Genomic DNA, 19,884 nt, shown 5'->3' with positions numbered 1-19,884 from the left:
GACTTTCTGGTTATAGCGGATGGAATATAACGATAAAAAAGTACCAGCCCTGGACCGGCGCTGGTGTTAATACTGGTACTACATGAAAAACAGATTAGTGACGGTGCTTGCGAGTGGTAGCCAAATAAAGCAGCAAGCCCAAGAACGCACCGATAGCGCCGAAAAGCGCATGGGTAGAGAGCGGATAGCCAATACCGTTGATGAGCGAACCAAATTCAATCGTGCCTGCACTCATGCCGCTGAATACATTACGCGTCAGTGGCGCAATCATGTGCGTGAGCGCACCAACGACTGGCAACCAAATGAAATAAGGCAAAAGCGAGCGTATGCGCGCATCGGTACGAAAAACCAGTGCATCCACGATGCATCCTTGCAGCAGATAAGTCATCATCTGCGCAGATTTGCCATCCAGACCTATGCCGCCCGCATAGATGCAAGCCGTCGCTGCTGCGCCGAGGCCAACGACCATGCCAGCGGCCCCGCGATTGGAAAGCAAGCGAGCAAGTATCAACAGTGCAAACCATTCCATGCCGTGATAGCCAGGCATGCGCAATGGAATACGGAACGATTGATGCAGCACTGCCGCCAGCACGCCGACGGCCAGCAACAGCACCAATTCAAGCGCGAGCGGATATTTATCAGCCTGATCGCGGCTACCCGGCCAGCTAAAAGCGTTTGACGTAGTTTTTGGAAGCTGCACGCCATCCGTTGAAATCGTTTTCATCTGCTTTCTCCACTAATAAAGTTGCTTGTCCCTGCAAAAAAACTGCGCGTGGCCATTCACCCAGATCGATGCGATCTTCTGCGGCAATCACCACTTCAGCTCCTTGCTTGCTTTGTACCGTCACACCCGTTGCCTGTTCAAGTGCACCTGCCGTCCATAGTTCGCAGGACAGACTGCGCAGTTGCTTGAGCCAGAGGAAGCGACCATCACGTCCACTTGCATTCAGACCTACCGCTGCGAGCGCACCTATCACGCCTCCATGTGTTCCTGTCAGTCCGGCCATGTCTATCGCGTATCCGACGATCAGCTTGCGTGCGTCAGCTTGCTCCAGCACCTGCCCCTTGGCTGCACGTCCGAACTCCTGGACGACATCAGGCAAGTCCTTGCGTTGCACCAGCACGGTTCCGGCATCCGAACCTTCCGCGCTTTCTTCCAGCAGGTAGCGACAGGTGTAATCGAAGATCGTTTGACGATCGACTATCGATTGCAAAACCAGACAGGCCGAGCTGTTGTGCGAGGTATAAGGAATGCGTGGATCGACAAGCAACTGATGACGCGTGATCGCCTTTACTTCGGCAATACCGGCTTCTGCCATGCGCAATGCAAGCTGCCGCGCAAGAAAACCTGTGCCACGTGAAGTCAGATTGTCGGTGTCATCAATGGCCAGTAGCCAATCGTCCTCATGTGGTGGCGACCAGCGTTTGCCTATGGCATCCAGCGCACGCCACTGTGCTTCATTGATCGGGTCTGCGCCGTATGATTGCATCTTGGGTTTGCCCTAAAAAGTCGATATGGTACATAACGACATATCGATTACGCAATACCCAAACGAAAATAACGCTTTGCAACTGTTGTCTATACGCAATAAGGTGTACGGAAAAAATCCATGCGCAATTGATGGTTACAACACGCTAAAAGCAATGCTGTAGCGGCATATTGCTGTGACCGGCCAAACTGGAATCAGTTATGGCGATAGATAGAAGGCTTAACTTGGCAAGGATGAATTCGTCTGAAAAATCACGAGAATCCTGAACAAAAGCAATCGTCTGTTCAGCGCATTCTGTGTTGAATTCTGTGTTGAGTATGATGGGATATGAACGATACAGCTGGCAGGCGGAATAGTACGCTTTGCATTCTACAAAATTACTCTTTTTCCGCTTCTGCCATCGAAGCCAGTTGCACCAATCGCGCCAGCTCTGCGGATGCCGCCGTGTTAATACGTGCCTCTAAAGCTGAATATGTAGAAAGTATGTCGTCCCCCAGCTCAGTAAGACGCGCCCCTCCCCCTCCTTTTCCACCCTTGACTGTTGCAACGACTGGTTTGCCAAATCCCTGATTCAAGGACTCGATAACGAGCCATGCGTTTTTATATTGCATACCGAGGGCACGCGCTGCTGCGGATATCGAATTTAACTCAGAAATTTTTCTAAGGAGCTCAATTTTTCCAGGGCCGATAGAAATGGAATTACCTATAAAAATACCGGGACGAATAATCGCAACTTCCCCCCTACGCTTACGACCAGGCTTTGCATCCGTTACATCAGTGATGGCTGATTTACTTGCCTGTTTTAGCTTGGATTGCATTTTTTAATATGAGGTTTTCAGAGCACCCATTGTATTTGCACTTGATTAGAAATGGAAATGACTATGGGCCGTCGGCACAGCTACTGATGAGTGACGTTAAATTTTCCACGCAAATAAGAAAATGGCGAACCCTGGTTCGCCATTTTCATTTAATAACGTTCGAGCCAGTGCGCATACGATGCTGGCAGCGTCCACGATGCACGCTCAACACCCAGCTCCTTTGCGGCCGAATAAGTCCAATGCGGATTCGCCAAATGACTTCTTCCCACCATGACGACGTCGAGTTGCTGCTCTTTGACAACGCGCTCGGCGATCTCCGGCGTGCCGAAACCCCATGCTGAAGATACCGGCACATCCGCTTCGCGACGAACGCGTTCTGTAATCGCTCCCAAGAAAGCGGGTCCCCACGGAATCGAGGTTTCAGCAATTGTAAAACCGATGCTGACACTAATCATGTCCATGCCTGCGGCTTTGAAATCACGTACAAGGCCAATCGACTCGAGCAGTGTTTGCTCATCACGTCCATCGTATTCAATCACGCCAAAGCGTACAGTCAGCGGCAGGTTTTCTGGCCAAACTTCACGTACTGCCTTCAAGGTCTCGAGCAGGAACCGTGCGCGGTTTTCAACACTTCCGCCGTAGATATCGTCACGTTGGTTCGAATGTGCGGAAAAGAAGCTCTGTGCCAGATAGCCATGCGCGAAGTGAAGTTCCAACCATTCAAAGCCAACATCACGTGCCCGTTTGGCTGCATCAACAAAGTCTTGACGCACGCGAGCGATGTCATCCAATGTCATTGCAAGAGGGAGCTTAGGCAAGCCTTTTCCATACGCAATGGCTGAGGGAGCAATCGTCTGCCAACCGCGCTTATCGTTTTCAGCAATATGGTCGTCGCCTTCCCAAGGACGATTTGCACTCGCCTTCCTACCCGCGTGCGCAATTTGAATCCCGGGTACCGAGCCGGCAGCCTTGATGGCCTGTACAACAGGAACAAACGCTTGTGCCAAATCATCGTTCCAGATGCCGGTACAAGCCGGAGTGATGCGTCCTTCGGGAGAAACGGCAGTTGCTTCAACGATGACCAGTCCGGCACCGCCGCGCGCCAAACTTGTGTAGTGCGACAGATGCCAGTCGTTGACTAGTCCATCGACCGCCATGTATTGGCACATAGGCGGGATCGCAATTCGATTGCGCAGGGTAACTTCTTTAAGCTTGAATGGTTGAAACAGCGCAGACATGGATAACCTTTAGGAGAATGAGACATTTATTCGTTAGTTCGAAGATATACGAACAATGGAATAAGTATAGCCCAAAGTGTATGATGCTGCTTATGCGCCCATTCAAACATCCTGCCGCTAGTGAGTTTTCCCTCGAACGTATGCTGTATGCGTTGAGCGACTCCATTCGACTCGACATTGTTCGACATCTTGCGCGCGTTGAAGCAGCAACCTGCGGTGAGCTGGATGGAGGACGCCCCAAGTCCACTGTCTCTCATCATTTCAAGGTGTTACGTGAAGCTGGATTGGTATTCACGGAGAGCAACGGTACAAACCATATGAATACGCTGCGACGTGCGGACATTGAAAGTCGCTTTCCAGGCTTGTTGTCGGCGATATTGGCACAGCAAGCAAAAGGCTAATGTCTTGACCAGTCAAGTAGATGGCTGAATATCCACTTTGAGTCGAAAGCGGACGTTTCATCAGAGTTTGACAACAACCTTGCCTTTGGCGCGCCCAGTTTCGACGTAAGCCATTGCATCTTGCGTCGCCGCGAACGGGAAGACTCGGTCAACGACTGGTCGAATCTCACCAGAATCGATAAGAGTAGCAATTTCCCGTAACTGCTTGCCGTTTGCCCTCATGAAGAGGAATGAAAAGCTGACCTTGCGCTCTTTAGCTTTTTTCCTGATGCCAGAACTCAAGAGGCGCAGGATCAGTTTCACAAACCATGGTGCATTGATCTCTTCTCCAAATGCAGGATCAGGTGGACCAGAAATTGAGATGAGCTTTCCACCGGGCTTGAGAACGTTCAGGGATTTAGCTAGCGTTGCGCTGTCCTGGCTGTTCAAGACGACGTCGTAGTCTTGCAGAATTTTTTCGAAGTCATCCTTCTTGTAGTCGATGACGAGGTCAGCACCAAGGCCCTTTACCAAACCAACATTCGCCGTGCTCGTTGTCGTAGCAACGAAGGCTCCTACGTGCTTGGCTAACTGGATAGCGAAAGTCCCGACGCCGCCAGAGCCGGCCTGGATGAAAACCTTTTGCCCCTTCTTCAGATTGGCATTCTCGATCAACGCTTGCCACGCGGTCAAACCAACCAGCGGAATGGAGGCGGCTTCTTCCATCGTAAGTGTGATCGGCTTGAGCGACAGCGAATCTTCCTTGATCGAGATAAATTCAGCGAAAGTGCCGATGCGGAAATCATCTGGCCGTGAGTAGACTTCGTCGCCCAGCTTGAATCGGCTGACGCTAGGCCCGACTTTGACGACAACTCCAGCCACATCGTGACCAAGTATGAGCGGCAAGCGATAAGGCAAAATCAGCTTGAACTCACCATTCTTGATCTTGGCGTCCAGCAGATTCACGCCTGCGGCATGCACCTTGACCAACACTTCGTCATCACGCAGGTCCGGCTCAGGCATTTCGGCTAGACGCACGCTGCTCTTTTTTCCATATTGTTCGAGTATGAATGCTTTCATGACGTTAACTTTCGTGGTTGTAGTTTCTTGACGCGTGTCTCATACAAGAACGCCAGAACAAAACAAATCAACGCGACAAGGATGAAGAGGTTGGAAAAATTGAATTTCATACTACGCTTTTAAGCCTAGGTTTTTTCGAACTCCTGCGTCCACTACACTGGCAGGTGCAAATCTACGCAGCAAACGCGTGCTGCGAGCTAGTCCGGGGGTGTAGTGAAGCTTGGGACGATTTGCAATCGCCGCCTCCACCACGCTCTTGGCTACAACATCAGGTCCATCTGCACCCACCAGCACATCCTTCATTCGCTTCTCAACGCCTGCAGAGATATCGCGATACACATCGATAGGTGCATCTGGTTTCAGCAAGTTCGCATCGAAGGGTGTATTGATATAGGAAGGCTCAACCAACAAAACACGTATACCCATCGTCCGCAATTCATGGTCTAACGCTTCCGAATAACCCGCAACTGCGTGTTTAGTAGCGGAATACAACGCCATATAGGGCAAAGGCAGAAAACCCAGTACTGATCCTATATTGATGATGCGGCCGCTACCCTGCTGGCGCATATACGGCACAACGACACGCGTCATACGGACGATGCCAAAGAAGTTGGTATCGAAGATCGCCCGAGCTTGGTCAAGCGAACTCTCTTCAGCACCAGCGGCGGCAACACCGAAGCCAGCATTATTCACGAGCAAGTCAATGCGCCCGTCGCGCTGAATTACCTCTTTGATGACAGCCTCAACGGACTCATCGCTGGTCACATCCAAAGGCAGCATCTCAAACGATCGCTGTCCCGGCGAACTTGCTCGTCTACTAGTGCCATATACCTTGTAACCAGCCTTGACTAGCCGCTCCGCCGTAGCTGCACCTATGCCTGAAGAGGCACCGGTAACCAAGGCGACACGCACAGTGTTCTTGTTCATAAATTAACTCTCCATGTGGACTTGTTTGACTGCCGACCAAGTGTTACTATCAATTTAGTACTAACAATATCAGCATTTTAAAAGCAAGTCACTACATATTTAATATGAACTCAGAAAATTCTTCCGCCACGTCCTGCCCGATCGCACGCACCCTTACTGTTCTTGGCGATGCATGGAGCATGCTGATTCTGCGCGACGCCCATGCCGGCCTCACGCGCTTCGATCAATTTCGAAAAAATTTGGGTATTGCCCCGACGATGCTGACGCGGCGGCTAGCTACACTGACAGAGGAAGGTCTGCTTGAAAAGCGGCGCTACTCAGAGCATCCGCCTCGTGAGGAATACTTGCTGACAGCTGCCGGTCACGATTTTTTGCCGGTGCTCTTCATGATAGGAACGTGGGGACGCCAGCACCGTGGTGATGGCAAGTTGGTACAGTTCTTCGATGCTGAGACAGGAACAGAAATTAAACCTGTAGCCGTCGATGAAATCACGGGAGCAAAGATCGGGACTCGTCCAATACGCATCGTCACTCCAGATGAAAACTGTGACTGAAACCGTATCCAAGAATTTTCCTCGCTCGCCCTAACAGCAGAGCGAGGAAGGCAAGAATGACAAGAGTGCTATCAGCTCTTGCTCTTCTCTATCTTCATTTTGCGCAGCAGCTTGGCCAAACCTGCGCCATGCACCAAACGCATCTTGTTTTCTACCGCAAACTGCATCGCATTCTGGGTGAAGTCACCGGCAGTGATATAGAAGCAATCGTGCGCGGCCTTGGATTCTTTCGCTTTGCACAAATCACGCAAAGGCTCGATGCCGGTACTTGCCGCTTTCCAGCGCTTGCAACTCACCAGTGCGGTACGTCCTTCGCTAGTGATGGAGAAATCAGCTTCTGGCAAATCGATACGCTTGACGACAAAGCCATCGTTCTCCAAAGCCTTTTGGATCTCCACTGAAAAATCGCGCCATGACATTCCACGTACAGCAGCCAATATTTCTGCCGCACGCGCATTACTCGGTTTGCCCCACTGACGCCACAAGGCCATCATGCTGACGATCATGAACGGCATGCCGGTAAACACACCGTAGCCTACGTACTTGGTCGGCACAACGGCCATTGCAATCAGGGCAATCGCGAGCGCTATTGCGGCACTCACCCACCACGGCGAACGCAGCAGCAAGGCAAAGATCGAATTTTGAGCCATTTTGAATTTCACACGTCACCTCGTAGTTTTCTTTGGCACGCATAATAACGCAGTTCGATTGCGCGACCGAGATTCGCTCCTTCTGCATACAAGGCAATCTTGTTGATGCATCATCTTAAAATCGTTCTGCACAACACAGGCCCGTGAATACAAACCGGTTCCGATGTAAGCTTGAGCCTTGCTTAAGCTGATCGGTACCCTTGCATGAAAAACGATATTGCTCCCCTCACCTACAAAGACCGTATCCATCAGGAACTGGACAAACTCGGCATCTCGCTGGAATTGATTGCGCAGAAGCAATTGCCTTTTTATGCGGAAGCTGAAGAGTTGACTATCGCTGAAACCGATGCCGATGGTCGCGAATATCAGATGACGCCAGCCACTGCGCAAGCATGGGGCGCGATGAAGCAAGCTGCCTCGCAAGATGGTGTCGTACTGGAAGTGGTTTCTGCTTTTCGCTCCATCGAACGTCAGATAGCGATCATTAAATACAAGCTGGATCGCTACATGCCGATGGAAAAAATTCTGACGCTGAGCGCGCCACCCGGTTATAGCGAACATCACACCGGCCGCGCCATCGATATCAATACGCCGGGTTGCATGGCGACCGAAGAAGAGTTTCAGGATACCGAAGCATTCCGCTGGTTAAGTGCCCATGCAAATCGCTTCGGCTTTACCTTGTCTTACCCGCGTAATAACACCTTGGGTTTCATTTACGAGCCGTGGCACTGGTGTTTTCAGCCGACTGAAGCAAAGACGCAAACGGAATAAATCCATCCCGCTCGCATCCATAAACATCCCTACATCTTCTGCTGCAAAAACTCCAGGAAGCAGCTGATGCGTCGTGATAACTGCGTATTGCGGTAGTACACCGCGTGGATGGGACGGCGATAACCGGTGTAAGCGCTTTCCAGTATGCGCACCAAGCGGCCGGCAGCGATATCTTCTTTCGTCATGAAGTCAGACAGGCAAACGATGCCCTGCCCGGCAACAGCCAGAGCGCGCAAAGTCTCACCACTGGACGCAAACATCACAGGACTGACGGTAAAACTTTCACCACCGTCATGTCGTAACGGCCAGGTATTGCCCAACTCATATTGGAGGAAGCCCAAGGTTTGATGCGCGGCCAAGTCCTCCGGTTTTTGTGGCACACCGTGCTGCTTAAGATAAGCAGGACTGGCCAAAATCGCCATCGCACTTGGTCGCAATGGACGCGCATGCAAAGTGGAATCGGCTAACTCACCGACACGAATAGCAATATCGGTGCGATGTTCCAATAGATCGGCGATCTGATCATTGCTCGTCAGCTCCAGCGTGATCTCTGGATACAAGGCGCGAAACTCGCCTACGTGCGGCACGATTGCATGCAGGATAAATGGCGATGCCGCATCAATACGCAAACGTCCGCTCGGCCTTTGACGACGCACGCGTATGGATTCCTCCGCCTCGTCCATCGCTGCGAGGATGGCCCTCGCCTGTTTCAGCAATAGCTGACCTTCGTCAGTCAACTCCATCCGGCGCGTGGTGCGCGTCAGCAAGGTCGTTGCCAGCTTCTCTTCCAAACGCGACAAAGCACGACTCACTGCCGACGTGGTTTGCCCCAGATGCTGAGCTGCAGCGCCTAAAGTGCCACTATCAATGACAGCGACAAAGGTCTTCAAATCGTCTGAATTAATGTCCATTGTTGAATCTAACGCAAATATTATTTGATAGTACAGCTATTTTTCTCAACAATAAATGCCTGCATAGTGTGGTCATCTGCTTTCAAGCACACGTTTGAAGCCGTATTACGACATCATCAACTTGCGGCGAATACAGCAGTCACCAATAAAAAGGACACATCATGAAGATATTCGTTACAGGCGCAGCAGGCTATATCGGTGGTTCAGTCGCAGCACGTTTGCTGAAGGAAGGTCATACAGTGCGCGGTCTGGTACGCAAGCAGGATCAAGCAGATCGCATCAAGCAACTCGGCATAGAACCAGTCATCGGCACCTTGGAGGATGCCGAACTCCTGGCACGCGAAGCTAAACAAGCTGACGCCGTCATCAATGCTGCCAGCTCGGATCATCGCGCCTCGGTGGAAGCGATGCTGGATGCGCTGGCGGGTTCCGGCAAAGCCTTCATCCATACCAGCGGCTCCAGCGTAGTCGGCGACGATGCGCGTGGTGAATGGAAGTCGGACAAGGTCTATGCAGAAGACACACCAGTTACTGTCGTGCCGGAAAAAGCAGCCCGTGCCTCACTCGACAAACTGATCCGTGATGCAGCACAGCGCGGCGTACGTTCCGTCATCCTGTGCAATACGATGATCTACGGTACGGGCTTGGGTGCCAGCGCGAATAGTGTGCAAATCCCGCCACTGGTCGCACAAGCGCAAAAAAGCGGCATCGCACGTTATGTCGGCCAGGGCGTCAACGTTTGGTCGAATGTACATATCAAGGATGTGGTCGAGCTGTATCTGCTCGCATTGAAAAATGCACCGGCCGGTTCATTCTATTTTGTGGAAAACGGCGAAGCATCGTATGCCGACATCGTCGCTGCCATCGCCAAACGCTTGAATCTGGGCGAGCCACAATCATGGCCAGTGGACGAAGCGATCAAGGAATGGGGCTTCGGTCATGCCGTGTATTCCTTCGGTTCCAACAGCCGCGTCACCGCTGATCTGGCACGCAAGGAATTGGGTTGGAAGCCGACGCATACTTCAGTCTTCGACTGGATCACAAACGATATGACGGTTTAAGCCAAGCAACTGCAAGCTACTCCTTCAATTGCTCCAAGCGCTGACGTAAAAAATCACGCAAGCTGACGACGGCAGGCGACAGCATCAGACGATGCGCGCACACCAGGTTCAGCGGAGCAAGTTCTCCCTGATAGTCGACCAGCGCGGCTATCAGGCGACCTTTCTTTAAATCCTGACTGATATCCAGTCGCGATTTATACGCCAGACCATTCCCGGCAATCGCCCAACGTCGCACCAGATCGCCATCATCACTGACTCTATCGCCGTGCACGGTCACAGCCTCCATCTTCTTGTTGCGATGAAAGGACCAACGCTCATGCACCGTTTCGCCCAGCACAAAACGCAGACAGTTATGCGCCTGTAGATCGGCGAGTTTTTTCGGAGCGCCATGCTTCTTGAAATAATTCGGCGACGCGCACAAGACGCGACGATTGTCCGGTGCCAGCGGCAACGCCACCATGCCGGAATCTTCTGGTTCGCCATAACGTATCGCCACATCAATAGTTTGCCGATATAGATCCGCCAAACGGTCACTGATACGAATACGGAATCGAATGCCGGGATGCAATGCCTGAAATTCATCCAGCCAAGGCAACATCACATTACGCCCCAGATCTGACGGAATAGATAAATTAAGATCGCCACTGATCGATTGCGTATCGCGCGCCACACTGGCCGCGCCCTCTTCCAATGCCAGCAATACTTCACGTGCATGCACCAGATAACGTTCGCCATCTGTCGTCAGACGCAGGCTGCGCGTTGAACGCACAAACAGGCGCGCACCCAATGCCGTCTCCAAGCGCTTCAGTGCAGCACTTGCAGCAGCAGGTGCCATATCCAATTCGCGCGCGGCAGCTGACAAACCGCCGCAATCGGCGGCACGCACAAACAGCATCAAATCCTCGATACGCGGTATTTTCATTTTATTTTTGAAAGTGATAGTTAATTCAACGTATTTTCAATAAAGAGAATATAGCGGAAACTGCATGCATAGTGCTGACAAGTCTGAAGTCGCCAGCCACACATTTCAAAAAGGAAGATCCAAATGAAAGCCATCGCATACAAAAAAGCATTGCCCATCAGCGACGACAACGCACTGCTCGACGTTACGCTGCCAGATCCAATCGCAACCGGACGCGACCTGTTGATTGAAGTCAAAGCAATTTCAGTTAATCCAGTCGACGTCAAAGTACGCAGCAGCGCCAATCCAGCGGACGGCGAATATAAAGTGATCGGCTGGGATGCTGCCGGTGTCGTGCGCGCAGTCGGCGATGGCGTCACTTTGTTCAAACCGGGTGATCGCGTTTTTTATGCGGGTTCGCTCACGCGTCCCGGCACCAATAGTGAATTGCATCTGGTCGATGAGCGTATCGTCGGCCGCATGCCGGGATCACATACTTTTGCAAAAGCTGCGGCATTGCCACTGACGTCCATCACAGCATGGGAACTGTTGTTCGACCGTCTTGGTGTCACACCACAATCAACGGGTGCACTGCTCGTCATCGGTGCCGCTGGTGGCGTTGGCTCCATCCTTGTCCAGTTAGCGCGCAAGTTAACCGGTCTCACCGTGATTGGAACTGCATCACGTCCGGAAACTGAACAATGGGTACGCAACCTGGGCGCACATCACGTGATTGATCACTCCCAGCCTTTATCCAAAGAATTGAAAAAAATCGGTTTCGATAACGTGCAATATGTCGCCTGTCTGAACCAGACCGATCATCATTTTGCCGAGATCGTTGAGTCGATTGCGCCTCAAGGAAAATTTGCATTGATCGACGATCCGGCATCACTCGACGTCGTGAAGTTGAAACGCAAGAGCATATCCTTGCATTGGGAATTCATGTTCACTCGCTCCATGTTCACGACACCCGACATGCAAAAGCAGCACGACCTGCTGAATGAAATCGCTCGCTTGATAGACGCCGGCACGATCAAGACCACGATCGCTGAAAACTTCGGCACCATCAACGCTGCAAACTTGCGTCGTGCGCACACACTTTTGGAAAGCAATACCTCCAAAGGGAAAATCGTACTGGAAGGATTCTGAAGAAGTATTAAGAAATGAATTCTGAAAAAATATTAAGAAATGAAAAAAGATTTGCATCCATTTTCGCTTTCATAAAAAGATAGAACGATCTGTCTTTTTCAAGCGATTTTAAAGTATTAAAAAAACAAGCATTCGTTGGCTACGGATGCTTTTTTTACGTCATTTATGCGCGTATTTTCCATCAAAAAATCCATCAATAAAATCTAAATCTTCTTTCGAAAACTCCTTCTTTTCTCCTCTGAGAAATTCCATTTTTTCTTGTCGCATTGCGTATTGATATAGCAGTCTGTACACAGAAAAAATATTTGCATCACCCGCATTCTCTTCAATAAAAAAGCTGCCAAAAACCGCCATACGCGGCTGTCTGAAGTAGACAAGGTTTTGTCGTAAAGAAAAAAGTGGCGCGACCTATTATCAATCCAATCCAGATGAAACCAGACAAGCGCTGGCGCAAATGGATTAACCCGAATGGCAGATATCAGAATCATTTTTTAAATCATATCTGCCAGTCGGGACCATACGAATGAGACATCAAGGTAACGACACCCACCATATTCAGGAGAATCAAAAATGAAACGTCACATCATTGCAGTAGCCATTACATCAATGTTCGCTGTCGCAGCATTTGCTGGTGGTAATGGCCCACCTCCTCCATCACACATGCCAACAACGGCAGGTGTAAGTGCCGTTTCAACTGGCGGCAATGGCGGCGGCGGCGGTAGCGCAACCTCAGGAAATGTCACTGGTGGCGCAACCAACGGAGGCAACGCAAGTGGTGGCAATGCCTTTCAAATCAACAACGGCGGCCCAGCAAACACAGGCGGCAACTTTACAGCCACAGGCGGCACCCAATCAACTGGTGGCAACACAGCAGCCAACACCAGCAGCAACGCAACCGGCAGCGGCGGCGGCAGTTGGGGCCATAAAGGTAGTGGTGCTAAGTCGGGATCAGCAGGTACGACGCAGGGCCTCAACGGTAATTCTGTGGCCGTAGGCGGACAAACATCTGCCTCCACCGGCGATGCCAGCTCAGGCAGCAATAACGGCAACTACGCTGGCGATGGAAAATCGGTAACGATAGGTGGCGATACCAAGAGCGGTGCAGCATTCGGCGGCAATGGCGGCGCTGGCGGCAACTCTGGTGCTGCAGCGTTTTCGCTTTCTCATTAAGCGCTACGCAACCGGCTACTGCTAAGGCAGTCCGAAAGACAGGGAGAGAGCAATCTCTCTCCCTGAATTTCAAGAAACATAATGTGATGGAGTCGCCATGAAAAGCAAAATTCTAGGTGTGCTGGCAGCCTCAATGTTCTTAGCTTTGCCAGCGTGGTCGGGAAACATGCATAACGGCTCCGGTTCAGGCACATCTGCATCGTCCTCCGCAACAGGTGGCGCAGGTGGCGCAGGTGGTTCAGCAACCGGCGGTTCAGCGACTGGTGGCTCCGCAACAGGCGGCTCTGGTGGCGCGTCGAATGTAAACGTTTCAGTGAATTCAGGTTCTGGTAGCGGCGCAACGCCAGCCGCACTTGGAGCGGTGGGAGCTCCTGGTAGCAGTGCCAACAATACGATGGCTACAGTTGATTACGGTGGCAGCTATACCGTGAAAAATGTGCCAAGCACAATCGCACCCGCACTTACCACCACACTTTCCGACACTTGCATGGGATCAGTATCGGCCGGCATATCCGCCGTCGGCTGGGGTCTGTCAGGTGGTACGACTATGGTTGATGAAGCGTGCGTACGTCGTCTTGATTCGCGTGAATTCCGTGCGATGGGATTGAATGATGTAGCACTCGCACTGCTATGCCAAAGTCCTGCCAATCGCAAAGCTGTTGAAGCAACCGGCCGCACTTGTCCCGGCACGCAACCAGCTCAAGCAAAAGCCCCTGAGCAAGGCGTAACGACCTACTCAGTCAACTCGCCAGAATCGTCCGGTGAATATACCGACCCTATCGTACGCAAACGTATGGGGTTGCCTGATTTATCAGCAGAAAAATGAGATCGACTTTTCCGACAGTGTTGATGCGACACAGAAAAGAAAGCAAAGGTCATGCGATGAAGAAAGCGATAACGAGCGATCAAATCGCAGCAGCCTTGAAACAAGAGGAATTGGGCATGCCATTGAAAGATGTGATTCGACAAGCAGGTGTATCCGAACACACTTTTCTTGACTGGAAGAAACGTTATAGCGTCATGCCCGGCTTCCCGCAGGATTTGAAATGTCTGCAAGAAGAGAACATCAAGCTGAAACAAATCGTCGCTGAACTCGCTTTGGAAAATGCGCGTTTGAGAGACAAATTAAAAGAAAAATGACAAACCGAAATAACAATTTAATGACAGTGTCATGCAAATTAAAAGGCACTGTCATCAAGCTTCTAAAAATGCAGAAATTAAATATTTTCTTTAAGCACATTTTAAGTTTGTAGTCGCAGCATCAGTATTAGACAGCACCAATAAATTTCTTTGCATCAATTTATTTCCATAAAGAAATTAACTTAAGGTGCTCGATCAGCAAGCGAAAGTAATAAAAATAGTAGCTTGATTGGAGATAAAAATGGAACGGATGTCCTTCAAAATGCCGGCTCTGACCGACAACAAAAGATCCATCAAACATGTAGGCATTATTGTTTTCGAAGGGGTGATATTGGCGGACGTGATTGGCGCAGCAGATGTATTTGGCGTTGGCGATAAATTGATCTCCTCCGTCTTTGCTGGCGAGACCGGCTATGCCATCTCCTTGTTATCTCTTTACGGTGGCATCATACGATCTTCTGCTTCCGTCGAGATCATGACCTTGCCATTAACTTCCCATGATCCACACTCGTTTGACACCTTGCTGATCGCGAGTGGGACAGGCAATTTCAATGCATATCTCGAACCTGGCTTGATCGAATGGCTGCAAAAAGCGAAAAACAAAGTTCGCCGCATAGGCGCGATATGCACAGGCGTATTTGTCATGGCAGCCGCTGGCTTGCTCGACAATCGTCGTGCCACTACACATTGGGCGCTACAGGATAAGTTGATACACGAATTCCCACAGATCGAGGTAGAACGGGAGGCAACGATGACGGAGGATGAGGGAATTTTTACCGCCAGCGATGTCGGTATGGCCTCAGACATGGCACTCAGTTTTCTCGAAAATGATCTTGGTGCCAGCGTTGCCAAACGCGTTGCAGACAGCCTGGTTGTGTGTCAGCGTCGCCGTGACAATCCAACTGCAGTTCGCCCAGTTCGACTAAGCGAAACCTGCAAAAACAATAAAATCCAGCAAGCATCGCGCTGGTTTATTGATCACATGGCAGAACCTATCAATATCATTAACGCAGCTAATTTTGTATCGATGAGCGAGCGGAATTTTCAGCGTCAGTTCAAACGTGAAACCGGATGGACGCCGCATGAATTTTTATTACACCTCAGACTAGAGGCGGTACGACAGCAATTGACCGAAACGGATTTACCAGTCGATAAAATTGCTCGGCGCTGTGGATTTTTAAATGGCGAACACGTATCAAAATTATTCCGCAAACATCTATCGATTTCTCCTTGCGAGTACCGTAGAAACGAAAGATCTGTACAAAAACAATTACTCTCTACGCATCCGCAACAACCTCAATATGAGGTCAGCCATCATCCTTGCGAATCGCCACAGCCAACAGCATCGTGTTCAATAAGATATTGAACTGCTGCCTGCCGTGACGTTTCTGGTTCTGCTCAAACTAATCGAGTAATGATAAACGCGTTATTTCAACGCGCCGAATACCTTGCCCAGAATTGCGCTACCGGAACCAACAGGATCAGCACGAATTGCTTTTTCTTCCTCGGCGATCATTGTGTACAAGCCATCCAGTGCGCGCTTGGTTACGTAGCCTTCTACTGTCGTTTCGTCTTTCGATACCAAGCCGCTGGAACCAGCCTTACCCATCACAGCGTTGTACTGCGCTGAGAGACCGTTCTTATCGGTGATCTTCTTCACCACAGGCAGGAATTGCTCGTTCAATGGCGCCGCTGTTTTTTGGCGGAAGAAATCAGTCACTGCGGTATCGCCGCCAGTCAGGATATTTTTAGCATCGGTGACCGACATCGACTTGACTGCATTCAGCAATAAAGGCTTGGCCAAAGAGACGGCAGATTCTGCGGCGTGATTCATCGATACCGTCAGCTCATCCACTTTCTTCCCTTGTCCTGTCATGCGCAGAATAGGCATCGCCTTTTCCATCACACTAGGCACGCCGATTTTTACTTTTGGATTATTCAGGAAACCGTTCTCTACACCTAGTTTGGACACAGCAACTGTCGCGCCTTTTTCCAGCGCAGCCTTCACACCGCTGGATGCATCCGTGTTGCTCAGATCATTCAAGGACAAGGCAAAAGCAGCAGTAGCGATCAAACTTAGCGAAACCGTCAGCGCCGTTTTAGAGAAATGATGAATAGACATGGTGCCTCCTCAATAAATAACGATGAATGGAATAATGCACTCTTTTTATTTCAACGACGTGTATTTACTTCATTTAAATCATCACGACTACGCACAAAGCTGGCAAAACGTGGAATGCCACTGTCATTCAAACCTCTGTAACGATACGTCACCAAACTACCGATGGGCGGTGGCGTCTCTCTTTGCACATCGCTGAATCCGGTACCCAGTTTAAAACGTTGTCCTGTCGCTGTCTCCACCAATAATGCACCAAGTCTTCCTTGATGCTTACCTTTTCCCGGCACATAGGCAATGACTTTGGCTTCGGCATCTTCATGCAATTTAACTTTGAGTAAATCATCATTGCGTTCAGCACGATACAGCGAAGCGCCACGATGCAGCATTAATCCTTCTCCCCCCTCCTTCGTCGTCACTTTCAATAACTGTTGCAAAGCGCGACGATCGTTTACCTTGAATTGCTTGACCGACTGCACCCATGGCAAAGCTAACTTGTTCACCGTGGATTGCAACACAGGCAAACGTTGATCGAAGCTTCCTGCGTGACCGGGTAGATCGAACACCATAAAACGCATTCTGCGCCAAGCGGTATCGTCAGGCACCTGACGACGTGCAGTAGAAACTGCATCAGAGAATTTGCCACGCCCTGCCCACAATTCGCCATCCAATGGCATCTTCGGCCAACCGGCAATAAACCATGCAGGCGGATGAATAAGTTCACCACCACGTGTCAGCAGTTTCTCTCCATCCCAATAAGCGCGTATGCCATCGTATTTTTCGCTCACCCAGTAATCGTTCAAATTAACGCCAGGATGATAGACATTCGCCAGCATGACAGGCGCTGGATTGCTTTGCCCTCGTGCCGATGAGAACGATGCAAGGAAGACGAAGGCAAGCACACATGTAGCTATACGCAATATCACCCTCTTTATATGAAGAGAGCCATCAAAAAAGTTACCGTAGAAAAATGTCATTGTGCGTTTGGAAGAAAACGTCATTAAGAACAGATTGCTCTGCATGATGAATATTTACTTAATATTATCGCAACAATCATTCCATGGACACTGCGCCGCTCATCCCGTTTTGAAGATAGAGGTAACATGACCCAGCCTAGGCAATAGCCACGAACACGCAGCATTGATTAGCTCACAGACTTACTCATCTTCAGCGAAGGATTAAACGTCATGAACATCGACCTCTCTGGAAAAACCGCCATCGTCACCGGCTCCACAGCCGGCATCGGTTACGCCATCGCCAAAGGTTTAGCGCAAGCCGGTGCTGAAGTCACCGTCAATGGCCGTACTGCAGCCGCTGTTCAACGCGCTGTCGCGCAATTGAAAGCTGAAGTGCCGCAAGCAGAAATTCTTGGCATCGCTGCCGATGTCGGCACTGCAGATGGTTGCGCGATCCTGGTTGAGGCACAACCCGCTACCGATATCTTGGTTAACAACGTTGGGATCTATGGCCCACAGGATTTCTTCGATATTCCAGATGAAGAATGGTCACGCTTCTTTGAGGTGAATGTCATGTCAGGCGTGCGTCTGTCCCGCGCTTATCTACCAGGCATGGTGCAGCATCAATGGGGACGTGTGATATTTCTGTCTTCAGAATCAGCCTTGAACATCCCGGCCGACATGATTCATTACGGCTTCACCAAAACATCGAATCTATCAATCTCGCGTGGCTTGGCCAAACGTGTCGCCGGCACTGGCGTTACCGTCAACGCAATACTGCCCGGCCCTACTTTGTCGGATGGCGTAGAAGCGATGCTGAAAACAGAGCAGATCGCCAGCGGAAAAACGATGGAAGAAACCGCCGCCGCTTTCGTGATGAAACATAGACCTAGCTCCATCATCCAACGCGCAGCAACCGTGGAAGAAGTGGCAAATCTGGTTGTCTATACCGCATCCATGCAAGCGTCAGCCACGACAGGCGCTGCACTCAGAGTTGATGGTGGCGTAGTCGATACATTGGCTTGATCTAATTACTTGAGCCAATAAAAATGCCACGCTGACTGAAACAATACGTTCCAATCAGCGTGGCAACAATGTCGACTTCGTACGACTTACTGCTTGATCTATTGCTTGGCTGCTAGTGCCACATCTTCTTTAGCCGGTATCGGTTCCCAACCACCACCCAACGCACGTATCAACCCAACCGACGCCACTGCACGCTGACCTGCGCTGCGTACGCGTGAACGCTGCGACGACAGATTAGAGCGTTGTGCATCGATTACTTCAAAGTAACTGGCTGAACCGTTGCGATAACGTGAGTCTGCCAGGCGTGCGGCAAGTTGTGCCGATTTAATAGCTTGCTCTTCGAATACCATTTGGCGATCCAGTGTACGTAAAGCACTCAGGTTGTCCTCAACATCGCGGAAGCCAACCAGTACTTGCTGACGATAGTTGGCAACCATGCCTTCGTAGTTTGCATCTGCGCGCGCGAGATTGGATCTGTTACGTCCACCATCAAACAATGGCATCGATAACATGGTGCCAACCACAGGCCCTAACATCCAGCTACGGCTAGACCATTTGAACAGGTCACGTAATTCGTTGGACTCGTAACCGGCCGAACCGGTCAACAGCAACTTAGGAAAGAAAGCTGCCTTGGCTGCGCCAATGCGTGCACTGGATGCCGCAAGTTGACGTTGAGCCTGTGCAATATCAGGCCTGCGTTCCAGCAAATCGGATGGCAAACCGGCCGGTACGGTCACGATAGGTGCATTGAACGGCGCGACGACCAAGGTAAATTCAGCTGGCGCTTTGCCTAGCAAAATTGCCAAGGCGTGATCGCTGCGTGCACGTTCACGGTTTACGCCTTCCAGTTCGGCGCTGGTGGTTGCCCATTCTGTTTTTGCCTGTGCCACATCCAGTTCGCTGGTGTCACCTGCATTAAAACGATGCTGTGCCAGATCCAATGCTTCTTGACGCAAAGCGATCGTTTTTTGCAGGACGTCGATTTCCGAATCAAGTGAACGTATTGTGAAGTACAGTTGCGCGACATCCGATTGCAATGCGAGCAGAACTGAACGATACGCAGCCTCCTGTCCTTCTGCATCTAGCCGTGCAGCACGGCTGGAATCAGACAGGCGACCGAACAAATCAACTTCGTACGAGAACGACACAGGTGCACGATAAGTGGTCGATGTAGTCTGCGCATTGCCAACGCGAGTTGGACCTACACCTACGTCAACCTGCACGCCGCGATCCGCATCCACCACACCGGCAGCAGCACGTGCATCCTTCACACGAGCCAAGGCCATTGCCAGATTTGGATTCGATGTAGTCGCTTCAACGATCAGGTTGCCCAGATCATTGTCTCCATAGACTTTCCACCATGCGCCGCGATCTGTATTGTCTGCTGGTGCTGCAACTTTCCATGCCCCATCCAGTTGCTCGGATTTTTCACGGTATTGCGTCGGCAAGTCGAGTTTGAGCTGATCCGGCGGCCTCGCCGTAGAGCAGCCGGCAAGTACCAGTGCTGCGACTAAAGCGGTAAGAGTTAAATTAAATTTTTTCATGA

At 50.7% G+C, this 19,884-nt stretch carries 23 protein-coding genes; 10 read left to right on the top strand and 13 right to left on the bottom strand.

Annotated elements, in window-relative coordinates:
* Nucleotides 1-94: 94 nt before the first annotated feature.
* The 4 genes from AC07N2_RS13460 to AC07N2_RS13445 all read right to left on the bottom strand — a co-directional run bounded on the left by AC07N2_RS13460 (nucleotide 95) and on the right by AC07N2_RS13445 (nucleotide 3,546).
* A complete protein-coding gene (locus AC07N2_RS13460; protein ID WP_494778691.1) occupies nucleotides 95-724 on the bottom strand; it encodes a hypothetical protein in 630 nt (209 codons plus the stop codon).
* On the bottom strand, nucleotides 666-1,490 hold the full coding sequence (locus AC07N2_RS13455) for a hypothetical protein (RefSeq protein WP_494778690.1): 825 nt from the start codon (nucleotides 1,488-1,490) through the stop codon (nucleotides 666-668). The genes AC07N2_RS13460 and AC07N2_RS13455 overlap by 59 nt, the downstream gene beginning before the upstream one ends.
* 377 nt (nucleotides 1,491-1,867) lie before the next feature.
* Nucleotides 1,868-2,308, bottom strand: coding sequence for a winged helix-turn-helix domain-containing protein (locus AC07N2_RS13450; protein WP_494778689.1), 441 nt, complete (start codon nucleotides 2,306-2,308; stop codon nucleotides 1,868-1,870).
* Nucleotides 2,309-2,457: 149 nt separating this feature from the next.
* Nucleotides 2,458-3,546 (bottom strand): NADH:flavin oxidoreductase/NADH oxidase, encoded by a 1,089-nt coding sequence (locus AC07N2_RS13445; RefSeq protein WP_494778688.1) that lies wholly within the window; start codon nucleotides 3,544-3,546, stop codon nucleotides 2,458-2,460.
* A 92-nt stretch (nucleotides 3,547-3,638) separates the two neighbouring features.
* Between AC07N2_RS13445 and AC07N2_RS13440 the strand changes: the two genes are divergently transcribed.
* Nucleotides 3,639-3,947, top strand: coding sequence for an ArsR/SmtB family transcription factor (locus AC07N2_RS13440; RefSeq protein ID WP_494778687.1), 309 nt, complete (start codon nucleotides 3,639-3,641; stop codon nucleotides 3,945-3,947).
* Nucleotides 3,948-4,007: 60 nt separating this feature from the next.
* Here AC07N2_RS13440 and AC07N2_RS13435 read toward each other — a convergent pair whose 3' ends face one another.
* Nucleotides 4,008-5,006 (bottom strand): NADP-dependent oxidoreductase, encoded by a 999-nt coding sequence (locus AC07N2_RS13435; protein ID WP_494778686.1) that lies wholly within the window; start codon nucleotides 5,004-5,006, stop codon nucleotides 4,008-4,010.
* Between the two features lie 111 nt (nucleotides 5,007-5,117).
* Nucleotides 5,118-5,933, bottom strand: coding sequence for an oxidoreductase (locus AC07N2_RS13430; protein WP_494778685.1), 816 nt, complete (start codon nucleotides 5,931-5,933; stop codon nucleotides 5,118-5,120).
* A gap of 104 nt (nucleotides 5,934-6,037) precedes the next feature.
* On the opposite strand from AC07N2_RS13430, the gene AC07N2_RS13425 reads away from it, so the two are divergent.
* Nucleotides 6,038-6,487 (top strand): winged helix-turn-helix transcriptional regulator, encoded by a 450-nt coding sequence (locus tag AC07N2_RS13425; protein ID WP_494778684.1) that lies wholly within the window; start codon nucleotides 6,038-6,040, stop codon nucleotides 6,485-6,487.
* A gap of 71 nt (nucleotides 6,488-6,558) precedes the next feature.
* Here AC07N2_RS13425 and AC07N2_RS13420 read toward each other — a convergent pair whose 3' ends face one another.
* Entirely contained in the window at nucleotides 6,559-7,149 is a 591-nt protein-coding gene (locus AC07N2_RS13420; protein ID WP_494778683.1) for a restriction endonuclease, read from the bottom strand.
* A gap of 192 nt (nucleotides 7,150-7,341) precedes the next feature.
* Here AC07N2_RS13420 and AC07N2_RS13415 point away from each other — a divergent pair, with 192 nt between their 5' ends.
* Entirely contained in the window at nucleotides 7,342-7,908 is a 567-nt protein-coding gene (locus AC07N2_RS13415) for a M15 family metallopeptidase (protein WP_494778682.1), read from the top strand.
* Nucleotides 7,909-7,937: 29 nt separating this feature from the next.
* Here AC07N2_RS13415 and AC07N2_RS13410 read toward each other — a convergent pair whose 3' ends face one another.
* On the bottom strand, nucleotides 7,938-8,819 hold the full coding sequence (locus tag AC07N2_RS13410) for a LysR substrate-binding domain-containing protein (protein WP_494778681.1): 882 nt from the start codon (nucleotides 8,817-8,819) through the stop codon (nucleotides 7,938-7,940).
* A 161-nt stretch (nucleotides 8,820-8,980) separates the two neighbouring features.
* On the opposite strand from AC07N2_RS13410, the gene AC07N2_RS13405 reads away from it, so the two are divergent.
* Nucleotides 8,981-9,880 carry an NAD-dependent epimerase/dehydratase family protein gene (locus AC07N2_RS13405; protein ID WP_494778680.1) on the top strand — a complete coding sequence of 300 codons (900 nt, stop codon included), beginning with the start codon at nucleotides 8,981-8,983 and terminating at the stop codon, nucleotides 9,878-9,880.
* A 16-nt stretch (nucleotides 9,881-9,896) separates the two neighbouring features.
* Here AC07N2_RS13405 and AC07N2_RS13400 read toward each other — a convergent pair whose 3' ends face one another.
* Nucleotides 9,897-10,796 carry a LysR family transcriptional regulator gene (locus AC07N2_RS13400; RefSeq protein ID WP_494779253.1) on the bottom strand — a complete coding sequence of 300 codons (900 nt, stop codon included), beginning with the start codon at nucleotides 10,794-10,796 and terminating at the stop codon, nucleotides 9,897-9,899.
* A gap of 129 nt (nucleotides 10,797-10,925) precedes the next feature.
* On the opposite strand from AC07N2_RS13400, the gene AC07N2_RS13395 reads away from it, so the two are divergent.
* Nucleotides 10,926-11,930, top strand: coding sequence for a zinc-binding alcohol dehydrogenase family protein (locus AC07N2_RS13395; protein ID WP_494778679.1), 1,005 nt, complete (start codon nucleotides 10,926-10,928; stop codon nucleotides 11,928-11,930).
* A 159-nt stretch (nucleotides 11,931-12,089) separates the two neighbouring features.
* Here AC07N2_RS13395 and AC07N2_RS13390 read toward each other — a convergent pair whose 3' ends face one another.
* Nucleotides 12,090-12,284: a hypothetical protein gene (locus AC07N2_RS13390; RefSeq protein WP_494778678.1), complete on the bottom strand. Its 195-nt coding sequence runs from the start codon at nucleotides 12,282-12,284 to the stop codon at nucleotides 12,090-12,092.
* Between the two features lie 216 nt (nucleotides 12,285-12,500).
* Here AC07N2_RS13390 and AC07N2_RS13385 point away from each other — a divergent pair, with 216 nt between their 5' ends.
* The 4 genes from AC07N2_RS13385 to AC07N2_RS13370 all read left to right on the top strand — a co-directional run bounded on the left by AC07N2_RS13385 (nucleotide 12,501) and on the right by AC07N2_RS13370 (nucleotide 15,606).
* On the top strand, nucleotides 12,501-13,100 hold the full coding sequence (locus AC07N2_RS13385) for a hypothetical protein (protein WP_494778677.1): 600 nt from the start codon (nucleotides 12,501-12,503) through the stop codon (nucleotides 13,098-13,100).
* 97 nt (nucleotides 13,101-13,197) lie between these two features.
* The gene (locus tag AC07N2_RS13380) at nucleotides 13,198-13,926 is read left to right on the top strand and encodes a histidine kinase (protein WP_494778676.1); all 729 of its coding nucleotides are present in this window, start codon (nucleotides 13,198-13,200) and stop codon (nucleotides 13,924-13,926) included.
* Entirely contained in the window at nucleotides 13,923-14,240 is a 318-nt protein-coding gene (locus AC07N2_RS13375; protein WP_494778675.1) for a transposase, read from the top strand. The genes AC07N2_RS13380 and AC07N2_RS13375 overlap by 4 nt, the downstream gene beginning before the upstream one ends.
* A gap of 241 nt (nucleotides 14,241-14,481) precedes the next feature.
* Entirely contained in the window at nucleotides 14,482-15,606 is a 1,125-nt protein-coding gene (locus AC07N2_RS13370) for a GlxA family transcriptional regulator (protein WP_494778674.1), read from the top strand.
* Nucleotides 15,607-15,666: 60 nt separating this feature from the next.
* Here AC07N2_RS13370 and AC07N2_RS13365 read toward each other — a convergent pair whose 3' ends face one another.
* Both AC07N2_RS13365 and AC07N2_RS13360 read right to left on the bottom strand, forming a co-directional pair.
* Nucleotides 15,667-16,362: a DUF4197 domain-containing protein gene (locus tag AC07N2_RS13365; RefSeq protein WP_494778673.1), complete on the bottom strand. Its 696-nt coding sequence runs from the start codon at nucleotides 16,360-16,362 to the stop codon at nucleotides 15,667-15,669.
* Between the two features lie 50 nt (nucleotides 16,363-16,412).
* Entirely contained in the window at nucleotides 16,413-17,279 is an 867-nt protein-coding gene (locus AC07N2_RS13360) for a DNA ligase (protein WP_494779252.1), read from the bottom strand.
* Between the two features lie 264 nt (nucleotides 17,280-17,543).
* On the opposite strand from AC07N2_RS13360, the gene AC07N2_RS13355 reads away from it, so the two are divergent.
* Nucleotides 17,544-18,338: an SDR family NAD(P)-dependent oxidoreductase gene (locus AC07N2_RS13355; RefSeq protein WP_494778672.1), complete on the top strand. Its 795-nt coding sequence runs from the start codon at nucleotides 17,544-17,546 to the stop codon at nucleotides 18,336-18,338.
* Nucleotides 18,339-18,436: 98 nt separating this feature from the next.
* Here AC07N2_RS13355 and AC07N2_RS13350 read toward each other — a convergent pair whose 3' ends face one another.
* Entirely contained in the window at nucleotides 18,437-19,882 is a 1,446-nt protein-coding gene (locus AC07N2_RS13350; protein ID WP_494778671.1) for an efflux transporter outer membrane subunit, read from the bottom strand.
* Nucleotides 19,883-19,884 lie beyond the last annotated feature (2 nt).

The organism is Herminiimonas sp. GW821-FHT09C12 (assembly GCF_059416385.1).
The sequence above is the reverse complement of the archived record's forward strand: the minus strand, read 5'-3'. Positions and strand labels throughout refer to the sequence as shown.